The 15410-nt window shown below is 47.4% G+C and carries 15 protein-coding genes; 14 read left to right on the top strand and 1 reads right to left on the bottom strand.

Annotation, left to right across the window (positions count from 1 at the left end; genetic code table 11):
* Window positions 1–12 precede the first annotated feature (12 nt).
* Together AC1DN5_RS05485 and spoVM are read left to right on the top strand one after the other, a co-directional pair.
* The gene (locus AC1DN5_RS05485; RefSeq protein ID WP_016936155.1) at window positions 13–657 is read left to right on the top strand and encodes a thiamine diphosphokinase; all 645 of its coding nucleotides are present in this window, start codon (window positions 13–15) and stop codon (window positions 655–657) included.
* Window positions 658–743: 86 nt separating this feature from the next.
* On the top strand, window positions 744–824 hold the full coding sequence (gene spoVM, locus AC1DN5_RS05480; RefSeq protein WP_003154329.1) for a stage V sporulation protein SpoVM: 81 nt from the start codon (window positions 744–746) through the stop codon (window positions 822–824).
* A gap of 77 nt (window positions 825–901) precedes the next feature.
* Here spoVM and rpmB read toward each other — a convergent pair whose 3' ends face one another.
* Window positions 902–1090: a 50S ribosomal protein L28 gene (rpmB, locus tag AC1DN5_RS05475; RefSeq protein WP_003154328.1), complete on the bottom strand. Its 189-nt coding sequence runs from the start codon at window positions 1088–1090 to the stop codon at window positions 902–904.
* Window positions 1091–1349: 259 nt separating this feature from the next.
* Here rpmB and AC1DN5_RS05470 point away from each other — a divergent pair, with 259 nt between their 5' ends.
* The 12 genes from AC1DN5_RS05470 to smc all read left to right on the top strand — a co-directional run bounded on the left by AC1DN5_RS05470 (window position 1350) and on the right by smc (window position 15407).
* Window positions 1350–1712 (top strand): Asp23/Gls24 family envelope stress response protein, encoded by a 363-nt coding sequence (locus AC1DN5_RS05470; protein ID WP_016936154.1) that lies wholly within the window; start codon window positions 1350–1352, stop codon window positions 1710–1712.
* Between the two features lie 15 nt (window positions 1713–1727).
* Window positions 1728–3395: a DAK2 domain-containing protein gene (locus AC1DN5_RS05465; RefSeq protein WP_095240732.1), complete on the top strand. Its 1668-nt coding sequence runs from the start codon at window positions 1728–1730 to the stop codon at window positions 3393–3395.
* Window positions 3396–3537: 142 nt separating this feature from the next.
* The gene (gene sdaAB, locus AC1DN5_RS05460) at window positions 3538–4200 is read left to right on the top strand and encodes an L-serine ammonia-lyase, iron-sulfur-dependent subunit beta (protein ID WP_064778898.1); all 663 of its coding nucleotides are present in this window, start codon (window positions 3538–3540) and stop codon (window positions 4198–4200) included.
* Between the two features lie 20 nt (window positions 4201–4220).
* Window positions 4221–5123, top strand: a complete 903-nt coding sequence (gene sdaAA, locus AC1DN5_RS05455) for an L-serine ammonia-lyase, iron-sulfur-dependent, subunit alpha (protein WP_045926110.1) — start codon at window positions 4221–4223, stop codon at window positions 5121–5123.
* Window positions 5101–7149 carry an ATP-dependent DNA helicase RecG gene (gene recG, locus AC1DN5_RS05450; RefSeq protein ID WP_045926111.1) on the top strand — a complete coding sequence of 683 codons (2049 nt, stop codon included), beginning with the start codon at window positions 5101–5103 and terminating at the stop codon, window positions 7147–7149. Before sdaAA ends, recG begins: the two co-directional genes overlap by 23 nt.
* 106 nt (window positions 7150–7255) lie before the next feature.
* A complete protein-coding gene (gene fapR, locus AC1DN5_RS05445) occupies window positions 7256–7822 on the top strand; it encodes a transcription factor FapR (protein WP_016936149.1) in 567 nt (188 codons plus the stop codon).
* 13 nt (window positions 7823–7835) lie between these two features.
* Entirely contained in the window at window positions 7836–8834 is a 999-nt protein-coding gene (gene plsX, locus AC1DN5_RS05440; protein WP_045926113.1) for a phosphate acyltransferase PlsX, read from the top strand.
* 18 nt (window positions 8835–8852) lie between these two features.
* Window positions 8853–9806, top strand: a complete 954-nt coding sequence (gene fabD, locus AC1DN5_RS05435) for an ACP S-malonyltransferase (RefSeq protein ID WP_016936147.1) — start codon at window positions 8853–8855, stop codon at window positions 9804–9806.
* Complete coding sequence (fabG, locus tag AC1DN5_RS05430; protein WP_016936146.1) at window positions 9799–10539, top strand: 3-oxoacyl-[acyl-carrier-protein] reductase; 741 nt, start codon at window positions 9799–9801, stop codon at window positions 10537–10539. Before fabD ends, fabG begins: the two co-directional genes overlap by 8 nt.
* Window positions 10540–10623: 84 nt before the next feature.
* Complete coding sequence (gene acpP, locus AC1DN5_RS05425; RefSeq protein WP_003154310.1) at window positions 10624–10857, top strand: acyl carrier protein; 234 nt, start codon at window positions 10624–10626, stop codon at window positions 10855–10857.
* 138 nt (window positions 10858–10995) lie between these two features.
* Window positions 10996–11745, top strand: coding sequence for a ribonuclease III (gene rncS / locus AC1DN5_RS05420; RefSeq protein WP_003154303.1), 750 nt, complete (start codon window positions 10996–10998; stop codon window positions 11743–11745).
* A gap of 101 nt (window positions 11746–11846) precedes the next feature.
* Window positions 11847–15407 carry a chromosome segregation protein SMC gene (gene smc, locus AC1DN5_RS05415; RefSeq protein WP_366969399.1) on the top strand — a complete coding sequence of 1187 codons (3561 nt, stop codon included), beginning with the start codon at window positions 11847–11849 and terminating at the stop codon, window positions 15405–15407.
* Window positions 15408–15410: the final 3 nt, after the last annotated feature.

The raw sequence follows: 15410 nt of genomic DNA, 5'->3' as shown, positions 1-15410 counted from the left end.
AAAGGATAATATATGAAGACAATCAATATTGTTGCGGGCGGCCCCCGGGAGTTTATTCCCGAGCTGTCCGCGTACACAGACGGAGATACGACGTGGGTCGGAGTGGATAAAGGGACGGTCGCTCTTTTGGAGGCCGGGTTCATTCCGCAGGAAGCTTTCGGTGATTTTGACAGCATTACGGAAGAAGAACTCCTGCAGATTCAAGAAGCTGCGCCGTCCCTCCATGTGTATCAGGCGGAAAAAGATTATACCGATCTGGAACTCGCTCTTGACTGGGCTTTACAAAAAGAACCGGAGCACATTCGGATATTCGGTGTGACGGGCGGAAGAGCCGATCATTTTTTAGGGAACATTCAGCTGCTGTATAAAGCCGTAAATAAGGACACTGATGTTAAACTGATCGACAGGCAGAATGAGATTCAGATGTTCGGACCCGGCCGTTATACAATTGAAGAAAAAAGCAGCAGACGCTATGTTTCTTTTATTCCGTTTGCTGAAGCGGCAGACGGCCTGACGCTCGACGGTTTTAAATATCCTCTGGATAATTGTCATATTCCCATGGGTTCCACACTATGTATTAGTAACGAACTCATTCATTCACGAGGTACTTTTTCGTTTGCAAAAGGCATATTAATAATGGTAAGGAGCGCGGATTAAAAAAGCGGCTTCTGCCATATGCGGAAAAAACCATGAATCCTAAAGTGATGAACGCAGCGGATACGGAACTTATAGGAGGGGACAAAATGAAATTTTATACCATTAAATTGCCGAAGTTTTTAGGAGGAATTGTCCGGGCGATGCTGGGCTCATTTAGAAAAGAGTAGGCCCTAGGAGCTGAAATCGCCCTCTTTGAACGCATAAAAAACGCCTGCCGCATAAAAGGGCAGGCGTTCATTTTTGCTTATACACGCTCAACTTTTCCGGATTTTAAAGCCCGGGCAGATACATATACTTTTTTAGGTTTGCCGTCAACGAGGATGCGGACCTTTTGAAGGTTGGCGCCCCAAGTACGTTTAGAAGCGTTCATTGCGTGAGAACGGTTGTTTCCGGCTTTTGTTTTTTTACCTGTAATAAAACATTTACGTGCCATTTGTTTCCCTCCTAACTGCGCGAAACATCTTTTCAAACATAGTGTCTCAGATGCTTTCGTTATACAATACTTTAAATAATTTACCACAGCTAAAAACCGTTTGCAACTATTGTTTACCTTACTTTCAAGAAAAATCACTTGACATGTAAAACCAATCACATTTCCGCGCTGGAGCGCCGCTGTCTGTATCTTTTCTTTTCATAATGGGATACATATAGTAGAATAATGATAACTCTATGCACCTGAAGGAGGAACCTGTGTGTCCATTGAAATGAAGACAAAATACGGACAGATTGATATATCCAACGAAGTCATCGCAATGGTTGCCGGAGGCGCTGCCATTGACTGTTACGGAATAGTGGGGATGGCCTCTAAAAACCAGATTAAAGACGGTTTGTCTGAAATCCTCCGGAAAGAGAACTTTGCAAAAGGCGTACATGTCCGTCAGGAAGCAGAACAAATACATATCGACATGTACATTATTGTCAGCTACGGCACTAAAATATCCGAAGTAGCCCACAATGTTCAGACGAAGGTAAAATACACAGTAAATCAAACAATCGGACTTGCAGTTGATTCTGTAAATATTTATGTCCAAGGCGTACGAGTAACGAACCCGTAGTGAGGAGGATGAGTATTGTCTAGACGAAACTTAGATGGGAGAGCTTTTGCGGCAATGATTCTGGCGGGGGCTGAGACATTGTCTCAAAACGCATCCGCGGTGGATGCGCTGAACGTGTTTCCCGTGCCGGACGGCGATACCGGAACAAACATGAATTTATCGATGTCATCCGGTGCAAGAGAGGTAGAACACCTTGACTCACCTGACATCGGCAAAGTCGGCATCGCCCTGTCAAAAGGCCTGCTTATGGGAGCAAGAGGAAACTCAGGGGTGATCCTGTCCCAATTATTCAGAGGTTTCACAAAGAGCATTGAAAACAAAAAAGAAATAAATGCCCAAGAATTTGCCGCCGCACTCCAAGCGGGAGTGGATATGGCATATAAGGCAGTCATGAAACCGGTTGAAGGAACGATTTTAACCGTGGCAAAGGACGCGGCTAAAAAAGCGGTCGCCTCGGCCAAAGAAGAAACCGATATCATTGCTCTCATGGAGGCCGTTATTGAAGAAGCGGAAGCGTCGCTCAACCGCACGCCGGATCTGCTTCCTGTTTTAAAGGACGTCGGTGTCGTTGACAGCGGCGGAAAAGGTCTGCTTTGTGTATATGAAGGCTTTTTGGCTTCCTTAAAAGGAGAGTCCGTACCGAAAAAAGCGGTTCTTCCGGCACTCGATGATATGGTGAATGCCGAACATCATAAAAGCGCGCAGAGCATGCTGAGTACAGAAGACATTGAATTCGGATTTTGTACGGAAGTGATGGTAAGGCTGGATCAAGATAAACGGACGTTCGAAGAAGAGACATTCAGAAATGAACTGAGCCGTTTCGGTGACTCATTGCTGGTCGTGGCTGATGATACGCTGGCGAAAGTTCACATTCATGCCGAAGAGCCAGGGAACGTGCTGAATCTCGCGCAGCGTTACGGCGATTTGATTAAAATCAAAATTGAAAACATGAGAGAGCAGCATACGTCCATCATCAGCCAAGAACATGATGAAAAAAAGCCGGCCGGTGTAATGAAAGAATCCCGTAAACCTTTTGGGATCGTGACTGTGGCAATGGGCGAAGGCATTTCTGAACTGTTTGCGAGCATCGGCGCCTCACACGTTATCGAAGGCGGCCAGACAATGAATCCGAGCACAGAAGATATTGTTGAAGCCGTTCAGTCTGTGAATGCGGAAACGGTTTTCATTCTTCCGAACAATTCCAATATTGTGATGGCTGCCAATCAGGCGGCGAGCGTGGCTGAAGAAAATGTCATTGTCATTCCGGCAAAAACGGTGCCTCAAGGCATGACCGCCCTGCTTGCGTTTAACCCTGACCAGCCGGCTGATGTAAATGAAGCCAATATGCTTGAAGCCATCCGGAATGTGAAAAGCGGACAGGTGACATATTCAGTCAGAGACACCCATATCGACGGCAAGGATATAAAAAAAGGTGATTTTATCGGCATTTTAAACAGTTCGATTATCGGCAGCGCCGAAGACCGGATAAATGCGGCGAAATTACTGCTGGATGAGATGATCGGAGAAGAAGATGAAATCGTCACCATCCTGTACGGAGAAGACGCGCCGGAAGAAGAAGCTGAGAAACTCGCTGAGTATATTACAAGCGTCTGTGAAGATATCGAAGTTGAAATCCATAACGGCAGACAGCCTCTTTATCCATATATATTTGCGGCAGAATAGAAGGGCTTATCAGGCCCTTCTATTCTTATGCCTTAATTTACCTGCGGCAGTGCGGCAGTGTGCCTGCTTGCCAATTGATAAATGTTCAATTAGTCTAAAGAAAAGCGCTGAATGAAGTGATGTTAAGGAGGAACAAACCAGCATGAAATATAGAAGCGTTTTTGATATTATCGGCCCGGTAATGATCGGCCCGTCCAGTTCACACACCGCAGGCGCAGCCCGGATCGGCAGAGTGGCCAGAAGCTTATTCAGACGGGAGCCCCGCCGGATCGTTGTGTCTTTTTACGGATCATTTGCAGAGACGTATAAGGGCCACGGCACTGATGTCGCGATTATCGGCGGCCTGCTTGATTTTGATACATTTGATGAACGGATTAAAACAGCGATTCAAATTGCTGAAGAGAAGGGCATAGATATAGAGTTCCGCACAGAGGATGCCGTGCCCGTTCATCCGAATACGGCGCGTATCATCATTTCTGATGATGAGGGGGAGCTTGCCTTAACCGGTATTTCAATCGGCGGCGGGAAAATAGAAATTACGGAGCTTAACGGCTTTGAGCTGCGACTTTCCGGGAACCACCCGGCTATTTTAGTCGTTCATAATGATAAATTCGGCACAATTGCAGGCGTTGCCAATGTGCTTGCGAAATTCTCAATCAACGTCGGACATATGGAAGTGGCGCGTAAGGAAGTCGGCCAGCTTGCGCTGATGACGATTGAGGTCGATCAGAATATTGAAGAAGAAGTGCTGGACGAACTTTCAACACTTCCTAATATTATACAGGTTACTAAGATAGCTGACTAAAAAGTCAGGAGGAAAATGACATGTTTCGTAATGTAAAAGAATTAATAGAAATCACTCAAGAAAAACAAATTCCGATCTCAGAAGTGATGATCACCCAAGAGATGGAAGTGACACAAAAAACGCGGGAAGAGATCTTTCAAGGAATGGAACGCAATCTTTCCGTCATGGAAGCGGCGGTTGAAAAAGGGCTGAACGGCGTCACGAGCCAGACCGGTTTAACAGGAGGAGATGCCGTGAAACTGCAGGCGTACATCCAATCGGGAAAAAGCCTGTCAGGCAATCTGATTTTAGACGCCGTGTCTAAAGCTGTAGCCACAAATGAAGTCAATGCGGCGATGGGAACGATCTGCGCTACACCGACCGCCGGCTCTGCCGGGGTTGTGCCGGGAACGTTATTCGCCGTAAAGCATAAGCTGAACCCTACGACGGAACAAATGATCCGTTTTCTGTTTACAGCCGGCGCGTTCGGTTTTGTCGTAGCAAATAACGCGAGTATTTCGGGAGCGGCTGGAGGCTGTCAGGCGGAAGTCGGATCAGCATCCGGTATGGCTGCCGCTGCGATTGTGGAAATGGCGGGCGGAACGCCTCAGCAATCAGCGGAAGCAATGGCGATTACGCTGAAAAATATGCTCGGTCTCGTATGTGATCCGGTCGCCGGCCTGGTAGAAGTGCCGTGTGTCAAACGGAACGCAATGGGAGCCTCCAATGCGATGATCGCGGCGGATATGGCGCTGGCAGGGATTACGAGCCGCATTCCTTGCGATGAGGTAATAGACGCGATGTACAAAATCGGCCAGACGATGCCGACAGCACTGCGTGAAACGGGACAAGGCGGTTTAGCCGCGACACCGACGGGAAGAGAATTAGAGAAAAAAATTTTCGGAGGAGCGCTGAAATCAAGTGAAACACCATCAGCAAACTAGTATAGCGGAGATTAAGGGCATTGGGCCGGAAACAGAAAAAACATTGCACGAACTGGGTATCTATGACATTTCTGATCTTCTGAATTATTTCCCTTACCGTTATGACGACTATGAGCTGAGGGATTTAGAGGAAGTAAAACATGAAGAAAGAGTGACGGTAGAAGGGAAGGTTCATTCAGAACCTTCTCTTACCTATTACGGCAAAAAACGAAACAGGCTGACATTCAGAGTGCTTGTCGGCAATTATTTAATTACCGCGGTCTGTTTTAACCGTCCGTACTTAAAAAAGAAACTGACGCTCGGTTCTGTCGTCACGATATCCGGTAAATGGGATAAACACAGGCAGACCGTATCCGTGCAGGAACTAAAAAACGGTCCTCATCAAGAAGATAAAAGCATTGAGCCTGTTTATTCCGTTAAAGAAAACGTCACCGTTAAAATGATGAGACGATTTATTAAGGATGCGCTGCAGCATCATTTGGACAGTGCGGCCGATCCGCTTCCTGAAAAATTGAGAATCCGCTACAAGCTGCTTGATTACAAACAAGCCCTGCAGACGATGCATCAGCCGGAGACGAGGGAATCGCTGCAGCAGGCAAGACGCCGGTTTGTGTACGAAGAATTCTTATTGTTTCAGCTGAAGATGCAGGCGTTCCGTAAAGCGGAAAGAGAACAGTCAAAAGGGATCAGCCACGTGTATCCTGCTGAAAAGCTCGCCGCTTTCACAGACAGCCTTCCGTTTTCGCTCACGAACGCACAGATGCGCGTGCTCCGTGAAATTACCGCTGATATGACATCGCCATACAGAATGAACCGTCTGCTGCAAGGTGATGTCGGTTCGGGAAAAACGGCGGTCGCCGCCATCGCTTTGTACGCTGCGATTCTGTCGGGGTATCAGGGGGCATTAATGGTGCCGACAGAAATTCTGGCCGAACAGCATGCCGACTCTCTCGTATCGTTGTTTGCAAATGAAGACGTGAATATCGCGCTTTTGACGAGTTCTGTAAAAGGAAAGCGGCGCAGGGAGCTTTTGGAGCGGCTTGCTCTCGGAGAGATTGATATTTTAGTAGGGACCCATGCTTTAATCCAGGATGAAGTGGAATTTAAAGCGCTGAGCCTTGTTATTACGGACGAGCAGCACCGGTTCGGGGTCGAACAGCGCAAAAAACTCAAGAATAAAGGCCAGGATCCGGATGTGCTGTTTATGACAGCCACTCCGATTCCGAGAACGCTGGCCATTACCGTCTTCGGAGAAATGGATGTTTCCGTGATAGATGAAATGCCCGCGGGACGAAAGCAAATCGAAACGTATTGGGTGAAACACGACATGCTGGAGCGGATTTTGGCTTTTATTGAAAAAGAGCTGAAACAGGGCAGACAAGCCTATATAATCTGTCCGCTCATTGAAGAATCGGATAAGCTGGATGTGCAGAATGCGATTGACGTATATAACATGCTGTCTGATGTGTACCGCGGCAAATGGAATGTCGGTCTGATGCACGGGAAACTCCATTCTGATGAAAAAGATCAGGTGATGAGAGAATTCAGCGCCAATCAATGTCAGGTTCTCGTGTCAACAACCGTCGTAGAAGTCGGGGTGAACGTGCCGAATGCGACAATTATGGTCATCTATGACGCCGACCGTTTCGGATTATCTCAGCTCCATCAGCTCCGCGGCCGGGTCGGACGGGGAGACCACCAATCTTTCTGCATCTTGATGGCCGATCCAAAATCCGAAACCGGGAAAGAGCGGATGAGAATCATGTCGGAGACAAATGACGGGTTTGAACTGTCTGAAAAGGATCTTGAACTGCGCGGTCCCGGCGATTTCTTCGGAAAAAAACAAAGCGGTATGCCCGAGTTCAAGGTGGCGGATATGGTTCATGACTACAGAGCTTTGGAGACGGCCCGTCAGGATGCGGCCAATCTTGTGTCTTCAGAAGCTTTTTGGAAAGATGACGAGTACAGCATGCTTCGTGATCAATTGCTTTCAAGTGGTGTATTAGAAGGGGAGAAATTAAGCTGATTCTGCAAAATTCGGCGGCTTTCAAAAAACAATCATTGCATTCCAATCTATGAAATTATATACTACTATTAGTACCTAGTCTTAATTGTCCGGATGGTGTTTATAGATGAGAAGAAGCAAGAAAGAACGCCAAAAATTATTGCAGCAGACGATCAAATCGACACCCTTCATCACAGATGAAGAATTAGCGGGGAAATTCGGCGTCAGCATTCAGACGATCCGTTTAGACCGCTTAGAGCTCTCAATACCGGAGCTGAGGGAAAGAATTAAAAACGTGGCAGAGCAAACGCTTGAAGATGAAGTGAAATCACTGCCTTTAGATGAAGTGATCGGTGAAATCATTGATCTGGAGCTTGACGGCCAGGCCATTTCTATATTAGAAGTAAGACGCGAACATGTTTTCAGCCGCAATCAGATTGCGCGGGGGCATCATTTGTTTGCGCAGGCGAACTCACTCGCCGTAGCCGTCATAGATGATGAGCTGGCGCTGACCGCAAGCGCAAATATCCGCTTTACAAGACAGGTGAAAGAGGGCGAGCGCGTCGTTGCGAAAGCCAAAGTGACGGCAGTCGAAAAAGAAAAAGGCAGAACGGTAGTGGAAGTAAACAGTTATGTGGGAGAAGAAGTCGTATTCTCCGGCAACTTTGACATGTACCGTTCAAAACAATCATAAAGGTGGAGCATGCATGAGAATAGCTGTAGATGCAATGGGAGGCGACAACGCACCCAAAGCTGTTATTGACGGAGTAATGAAGAGTATTGAGGCATTTGAAGATCTTCATATTACGCTGGTCGGTGACAAGACAACGATAGAATCACACTTGCCAACAACATCAGACCGCATCACCGTATTGCACGCCGATGAAGTGATTGAACCGACGGATGAACCGGTCCGCGCCGTACGCAGAAAGAAAAACTCTTCTATGGTGCTGATGGCGCAAGAAGTGGCTGAAAACAGAGCGGACGCCTGCATTTCAGCGGGGAATACGGGTGCATTGATGACAGCGGGGCTGTTTATTGTCGGCAGAATTAAAGGAATCGACCGGCCGGCCCTTGCGCCGACGCTTCCGACCGTATCAGGCGACGGTTTCCTTCTTTTAGATGTAGGCGCCAATGTCGATGCCAAGCCGGAGCACCTTGTCCAGTACGGAATAATGGGATCTGTATATGCCCGGCAGGTTCTCGGAATCAGCTCGCCGCGCGTCGGCTTGTTAAATGTCGGCACGGAAGAAAAGAAGGGAAACGACCTGACAAAAAAGACGTTTGAATTATTAAAAGAAACAAACGTGAATTTTGTCGGAAACGTAGAGGCGAGAGACTTGCTGGAAGGCGCTGCTGACGTTATCGTTACAGACGGCTTTACGGGCAACGTCACGTTGAAAACATTGGAAGGTTCAGCGTTATCAATTTTCAAAATGCTGAAAGATACACTGACTTCAAGTTTTGTTTCTAAGCTGGCAGCAGGAGTGCTGAAGCCGAAGCTGATGGAAATGAAACTGAAAATGGACTATTCTGAGTACGGCGGGGCGAGTCTTTTCGGTTTAAAGGCGCCTGTTATTAAAGCGCACGGCTCTTCTGATGCACGCGCTGTTTATCACGCGCTGCGCCAGGCGAGAGAAATGGTCAGCCAAAACGTGGCCGCATTTATAGAAGAAGAAGTAAAAGAAGAAAAAACAGATGAGTAGTCTGGAGGTTATCACACCATGAGTAAGATTGCATTTTTATTTCCCGGACAGGGATCACAATATATCGGTATGGGAAAAGACCTGTACGAACGCGAAGAAGCGTCAAAACGTATTTTTGATGAAGCGGATGAAACGCTTGAAACAAAGCTGAGCTCGCTCATTTTTGAAGGCGATGCTGAAGAATTAACCCTTACATACAATGCGCAGCCTGCGCTGTTAACAACAAGCATTGCCGTATTGGAAAAGTTTAAAGAATCCGGCATCACGCCGGATTTCACAGCCGGCCACAGCCTCGGAGAATATTCGGCGCTCGTTGCGGCGGGAGCGATGACATTTAAAGATGCCGTTTACACGGTAAGAAAACGGGGAGAATTCATGAATGAAGCCGTACCGGCGGGAGAAGGCGCAATGGCCGCTATTCTCGGAATGGATGCGGAATCCTTGAAAAAGGTGACGGATCAAGTGACAGAAAACGGCCACCTCGTACAGCTTGCAAATCTGAACTGCCCCGGCCAGATCGTGATTTCCGGAACGGCAAAAGGCGTGGAGCTTGCTTCAGAAGAAGCGAAAAACAACGGGGCAAAACGGGCGATCCCGCTAGAAGTAAGCGGACCGTTCCATTCTGAATTAATGAAGCCCGCGGCGGAAAAACTCGAAGAAGTGCTCAGCGCATGTGAGCTGAAAAGTGCGGCTGTTCCCGTTATATCAAACGTTTCGGCTGACATCATGACAGAAAAAGACGATATCAAGAAAAAGCTGATCGAACAGCTTTATTCACCTGTACGCTTTGAAGAAACAATTAACAAACTGATTGACGAAGGCGTTACGACGTTTGTTGAAATCGGTCCCGGAAAAGTGCTTTCAGGCCTTGTGAAAAAAGTGAACCGCCGTCTGAAAACAATCGCGGTTTCTGACCATGAAACCATTGAATTGGCGATTCAAACGCTGAAGGAGGAGAATCAGGATGCTTAATGAAAAAACAGCAGTCGTAACGGGAGCGTCCCGCGGAATCGGGCGGGCGATCGCGCTTGATCTTGCGAAAAACGGATGTAACGTAGTTGTCAACTACTCCGGAAGTGAAGCGAAAGCGAACGAGGTCGTAGATGAAATCAAATCTTTGGGCCGAAATGCGATCGCGGTAAAAGCCGATGTATCAAATTCCGAAGAAGTACAAAACATGATGAAAGAGGCTGTCGCCGAATTCTCTTCAATCGACATTCTCGTGAACAATGCGGGAATCACAAAGGACAATCTCCTGATGAGAATGAAAGAAAATGAATGGGATGACGTCATCAACATTAACCTGAAAGGTGTTTTCAACTGCACGAAAGCCGTGACTAGACAGATGATGAAACAGCGCTCAGGCCGGATTATCAACGTATCATCAATCGTAGGCGTCAGCGGAAACCCGGGCCAGGCGAACTATGTGGCGGCAAAAGCCGGTGTGATCGGCTTGACAAAGTCATCTGCCAAAGAGCTTGCGAGCCGTAATATTACGGTCAACGCCATCGCTCCGGGCTTTATTTCCACGGATATGACGGACAAGCTTTCTAAAGAAGTCCAAGATGAAATGCTGAAGCAGATTCCGCTCGCGCGTTTCGGTGATCCTTCCGATATCAGCAGCGTTGTCACGTTCCTTGCTTCTGAAGGATCGCGTTATATGACGGGCCAGACCCTCCATATTGACGGCGGAATGGTGATGTAAAGATTTGTTTTTAAAATTTCATCCTAGTTTCTCTAGTTTTTTAAAAACGAATCCTCTATAATACTTGAGGGGAGGTGAATTGCTATGGCAGATACATTAGAGCGTGTAACGAAAATCATCGTAGACCGCCTTGGCGTTGATGAAGCTGACGTCAAACTTGAAGCTTCTTTCAAGGAAGACTTAGGTGCTGATTCCCTAGATGTAGTTGAGCTTGTTATGGAACTTGAAGACGAGTTTGATATGGAGATTTCTGACGAAGATGCTGAAAAGATTGCAACAGTCGGCGACGCTGTGAACTACATACAAAACCAGCAATAAGCTGATGCTAAAAGTCCCGCCTGACAGCGGGGCTTTAGCCCTTTAACCGTTCGGTTACCGGCGTCTGACGCTGTACGCGCTGCCGATTCCGTTTACGGCGGGAAGCGCGGTGAACCTGATGTGCCTATGGAGGTTACTATGTCAAAACACTCACATTTTAAAGATAAAAAAAAGTTCTATAAAAAAATAGAGCAATTTAAAGAGTTCCAAGAACGGATTTCGGTTCATTTTCAAAACGAGAAACTTTTGTATCAAGCATTTACACATTCATCTTATGTGAATGAGCATCGGAAAAAGCCGTATGAAGACAATGAAAGGCTTGAATTTTTAGGTGACGCTGTTTTGGAACTGACGATCTCCCAATTCTTATTTGCCAAATATCCGGCCATGAGTGAAGGAGATTTGACGAAGCTGAGAGCCGCTATCGTATGCGAGCCGTCACTCGTCTCCCTTGCCCACGAATTGTCATTCGGCGATCTTGTTCTTTTGGGTAAAGGAGAAGAAATGACGGGCGGCAGAAAGCGTCCTGCGCTTTTAGCGGATGTGTTTGAAGCGTTTATCGGCGCACTGTATCTGGACCAGGGCCTTGAGCCGGTTCAGCAATTCCTGAAAGAGTACGTGTTCCCTAAAATAAACGATGGTGCTTTTTCTCATGTGATGGATTTCAAAAGCCAGCTTCAAGAATTTGTGCAGCGGGACGGAAAAGGATCGCTTGAGTACAAAATTCTCAATGAAAAAGGACCTGCCCACAACCGGGAATTCGAGGCGCTTGTCTCTCTTAAAGGTGAGGCGCTGGGCATCGGGAACGGACGTTCCAAAAAAGAAGCCGAGCAGCACGCCGCACAGGAAGCTCTTGCAAAATTGCAAAAACACCATACGAAACAATAAAATCCCCCTGTATCCCTAGGGGGATTTCAATATGTCTGCGCCTGATATAAGCGGGGGATTATGATAATATTGAGATACTTATACGATAAGGAGGATCTGGGATGTTCCTCAAACGTTTAGACGTTATAGGATTTAAATCATTTGCAGAACGGATATCCGTTGACTTTGTAAAAGGCGTCACGGCCGTTGTCGGTCCGAACGGCAGCGGAAAGAGCAACATAACCGAAGCCATCCGCTGGGTGCTCGGCGAACAATCAGCCCGCTCGCTTCGGGGCGGAAAAATGGAAGATATCATTTTTGCCGGAAGTGATTCACGCAAGCGGCTTAACCTTGCGGAAGTCACGTTAACGCTTGATAATGAAGATCATTTTCTCCCGATCGATTATCACGAAGTCAGCGTGACGAGACGGGTTTACCGTTCCGGAGAAAGTGAATTTCTCATCAATAATCAGCATTGCCGCCTGAAAGACATCATTGACTTATTTATGGACTCCGGGCTCGGGAAAGAAGCGTTTTCCATTATCAGCCAGGGGAAAGTCGAAGAGATTTTAAGCAGCAAAGCGGAAGACCGCCGCAGTATTTTTGAAGAAGCGGCAGGCGTGCTGAAATATAAAACACGAAAGAAAAAAGCGGAAAACAAACTGTTTGAGACGCAGGATAACTTAAACAGGGTGGAAGATATTCTTCACGAGCTCGAAGATCAGGTCGAACCGCTGAAAATCCAGGCATCAATCGCCAAAGACTACTTAGAAAAAAAGAAAGAGCTTGAGCACGTCGAAATCGCCCTAACAGCCTTTGATATCGAAGAACTGCATGGCAAATGGTCGGGTTTAAAAGACAAGGTGCAGGCTGCTAAAGAAGAAGAATTGGCGGAATCGTCGGCGATCTCCGCTAAAGAAGCGGCGATAGAAGAGACGAGAGATAAAATCCACGCGCTCGACGAATCCGTCAACGAGCTGCAGCAGGTTCTGCTCGTGACAAGTGAAGAGCTTGAAAAGCTGGAAGGCCGGAAAGAAGTGCTGAAAGAGCGCAAAAAAAACGCCGCGCAAAACCGGGAACAGCTTGAGGAATCGGTCACACATTACACAAAGAAGGAAGCAGAACTGAAATCGGCTATTGAAAAACAGTCTGCCGTCTTTGATAAGCTGCGTGCCGAAGTGAAGCGGTTAAATGCCCAGGTGAAAGAAAAGCAGCAGGCGCTCAGCCTTCATAATGAAAACGTCGAAGAGAAAATCGAACAATTAAAAAGCGATTACTTCGAATTGTTAAACAGTCAGGCGTCGATCCGCAACGAGCTGCAGCTTTTAGATGACCAGATGTCCCAATCTGCCGTCCAGCAGGCGAGACTGACCGCAAACAATGAAAAATATCTTCAGGAACGAAATGATATTTCCGTCCGCAAAGCGGCATGCGAAGAAGAACTGGCCGCAGTTGAAGCTGATATTGACAATCAGGTCGGCCGCTTTCGCGAAGTCCAGACCGCATATGAACAGAAAAAACGCCAGTATGAAAAGAAAGAATCAGCCCTGTATCAGGCGTATCAATTTGTACAGCAGGCCAGATCCAAAAAAGATATGCTTGAAACGATGCAAGGCGATTTTTCAGGGTTTTACCAAGGCGTAAAAGAAGTACTGAAGCAGAAGGAGCAGCTTGGCGGCATCCGCGGCGCCGTTCTCGAACTGATTTCCACTGAACAAAAATATGAAACGGCGATCGAGATTGCACTCGGCGCGGCGGCGCAGCACGTTGTCACAGACGATGAGCAGGCGGCGCGGAAAGCGATTCAATATTTAAAACAGAATTCCTTCGGCCGCGCGACGTTTCTGCCGCTTACGGTCATGAAACCGCGCCAGCTCCAAACCCGTGATGAACAGACGGCTTCGAAGCATCCGTCTTTTCTCGGCGCAGCGAGCGGGCTTGTCACGTATGATGCGGCGTATCGGAATGTCATTGAAAACCTTCTCGGCACCGTGCTGATCACTGAAGATTTAAAAGGTGCGAATGAACTTGCCAAGCTTGTCGGGCACCGCTACCGCATCGTGACGCTTGAAGGCGATGTCGTCAATCCCGGCGGATCAATGACAGGCGGCGCAGTCAAAAAGAAAAACAATTCTCTGCTCGGCAGAAGCCGTGAGCTTGAGACGGTGACTGCGCGGCTCGCCGAAATGGAAGAAAAAACAGCTAGCCTCGAAAAAGAGGTCAAATCGCTGAAACAAGCCATTCAAGAGCTTGAACATACGCTGAACGGTCTCCGTGAAGACGGTGAGGCTTTCAGAACAAAGCAGCAGGATGTAAAAGGCAGGCTGTATGAACTCGAAGTCGCCGAAAAGAACATCAATACCCATCTGGAGCTTTACGATCAGGAGAAAGCATCACTGACGGAAAGCAGCCGGGAAAAAGAGGCGCGAAAATCAGCATTGGAAGAACAGCTGAGTGAGGCATCCGGCCAGCTGAAAGAGCTTGAGGAAGAGATGGACAGGCTGACAAAACAAAAGCAGACCCTATCCTCAACAAAAGAAACGCTATCTCATGAACTGACGGAATGTAAAGTGGCCGCGGCGAAAAAAGAACAGGCGTGCTCGAGTGAGGAAGACAACCTCAAAAGGCTGAAAAAAGAGCTTGAAGAAACGCAGCTCGCCCTGAAAGAAATACGGGAAGATTTAAGCCTCCTGACTTCAGAGATGACATCCAGCACAAGCGGTGAGGAGCAGCTTGAAGAAGCAGCCCATCATAAGCTTCACGATAAAACGAGAACGATCGAATTGATCGCCAGCCGGCGCGATCAGCGTGTGAAACTTCAGAGGGCGCTTGATACGAACGAGCTTGAACTGAAAGAGATGAAGCGTCTGTACAGGCAAAAAACAGAAATTCTGAAAGATGAAGAGGTAAAACTCGGCCGGATGGAAGTTGAGCTTGATAACCTCTTGCAATATTTACGTGAGGAGTACAGCTTATCCTTTGAAGGGGCAAAAGAACAATATCAGCTCGAACTCGAGCCTGAAGAGGCGAGAAAACGGGTCAAACTGATCAAGCTTTCAATTGAAGAGCTCGGAACGGTCAATCTCGGCAGCATCGATGAATTTGAAAGAGTGAACGAACGGTATCAGTTTTTAACGGAGCAGAAAAATGATCTGACGGATGCGAAAAATACACTGTTCCAAGTCATTGAAGAAATGGATTCAGAAATGACGAAGCGGTTCCATGAAACGTTTATCCAGATCCGTTCTCAATTCAACGACGTGTTCCGTTCCTTGTTCGGAGGAGGGCGCGCTGAACTGAAGCTGACCGATCCGAATGACCTTCTCAACTCAGGGGTGGACATTATCGCCCAGCCTCCGGGCAAAAAACTGCAAAACTTAAATCTTTTGTCAGGGGGAGAACGGGCGCTGACCGCCATTGCCCTTTTATTCTCCATTTTGAAAGTAAGGCCCGTTCCGTTCTGCGTGCTTGATGAAGTGGAAGCTGCGCTTGATGAAGCCAATGTATTCAGGTTTGCGCAATACTTAAAAAAATACAGCGGCGACAGCCAGTTTATCGTCATCACCCACAGAAAAGGCACCATGGAAGAAGCGGATGTCCTCTACGGTGTTACGATGCAGGAATCCGGCGTTTCCCGAATGGTTTCGGTCAAACTGGAAGAAACAAAAGAATTCGTTCAGTAACGA

This window comes from Bacillus sp. 01N42_2 (genome assembly GCF_056399565.1).
Note: the sequence above shows the minus strand (reverse complement) of the source record. Positions and strands in the feature narration are given on the sequence as shown.

What these genes read in the sequence shown, in the direction of transcription:
- AC1DN5_RS05485 (WP_016936155.1), top strand. Translation starts at nt 13, where the DNA reads ATGAAGACAATCAATATTGTTGCGGGCGGCCCCCGGGAGTTTATTCCC.
- spoVM (WP_003154329.1), top strand. Translation starts at nt 744, where the DNA reads ATGAAATTTTATACCATTAAATTGCCGAAGTTTTTAGGAGGAATTGTC.
- rpmB (WP_003154328.1), bottom strand. Translation starts at nt 1,090, where the DNA reads ATGGCACGTAAATGTTTTATTACAGGTAAAAAAACAAAAGCCGGAAAC.
- sdaAB (WP_064778898.1), top strand. Translation starts at nt 3,538, where the DNA reads ATGAAATATAGAAGCGTTTTTGATATTATCGGCCCGGTAATGATCGGC.
- sdaAA (WP_045926110.1), top strand. Translation starts at nt 4,221, where the DNA reads ATGTTTCGTAATGTAAAAGAATTAATAGAAATCACTCAAGAAAAACAA.
- fapR (WP_016936149.1), top strand. Translation starts at nt 7,256, where the DNA reads ATGAGAAGAAGCAAGAAAGAACGCCAAAAATTATTGCAGCAGACGATC.
- plsX (WP_045926113.1), top strand. Translation starts at nt 7,836, where the DNA reads ATGAGAATAGCTGTAGATGCAATGGGAGGCGACAACGCACCCAAAGCT.
- fabD (WP_016936147.1), top strand. Translation starts at nt 8,853, where the DNA reads ATGAGTAAGATTGCATTTTTATTTCCCGGACAGGGATCACAATATATC.
- fabG (WP_016936146.1), top strand. Translation starts at nt 9,799, where the DNA reads ATGCTTAATGAAAAAACAGCAGTCGTAACGGGAGCGTCCCGCGGAATC.
- acpP (WP_003154310.1), top strand. Translation starts at nt 10,624, where the DNA reads ATGGCAGATACATTAGAGCGTGTAACGAAAATCATCGTAGACCGCCTT.
- rncS (WP_003154303.1), top strand. Translation starts at nt 10,996, where the DNA reads ATGTCAAAACACTCACATTTTAAAGATAAAAAAAAGTTCTATAAAAAA.
- smc (WP_366969399.1), top strand. Translation starts at nt 11,847, where the DNA reads ATGTTCCTCAAACGTTTAGACGTTATAGGATTTAAATCATTTGCAGAA.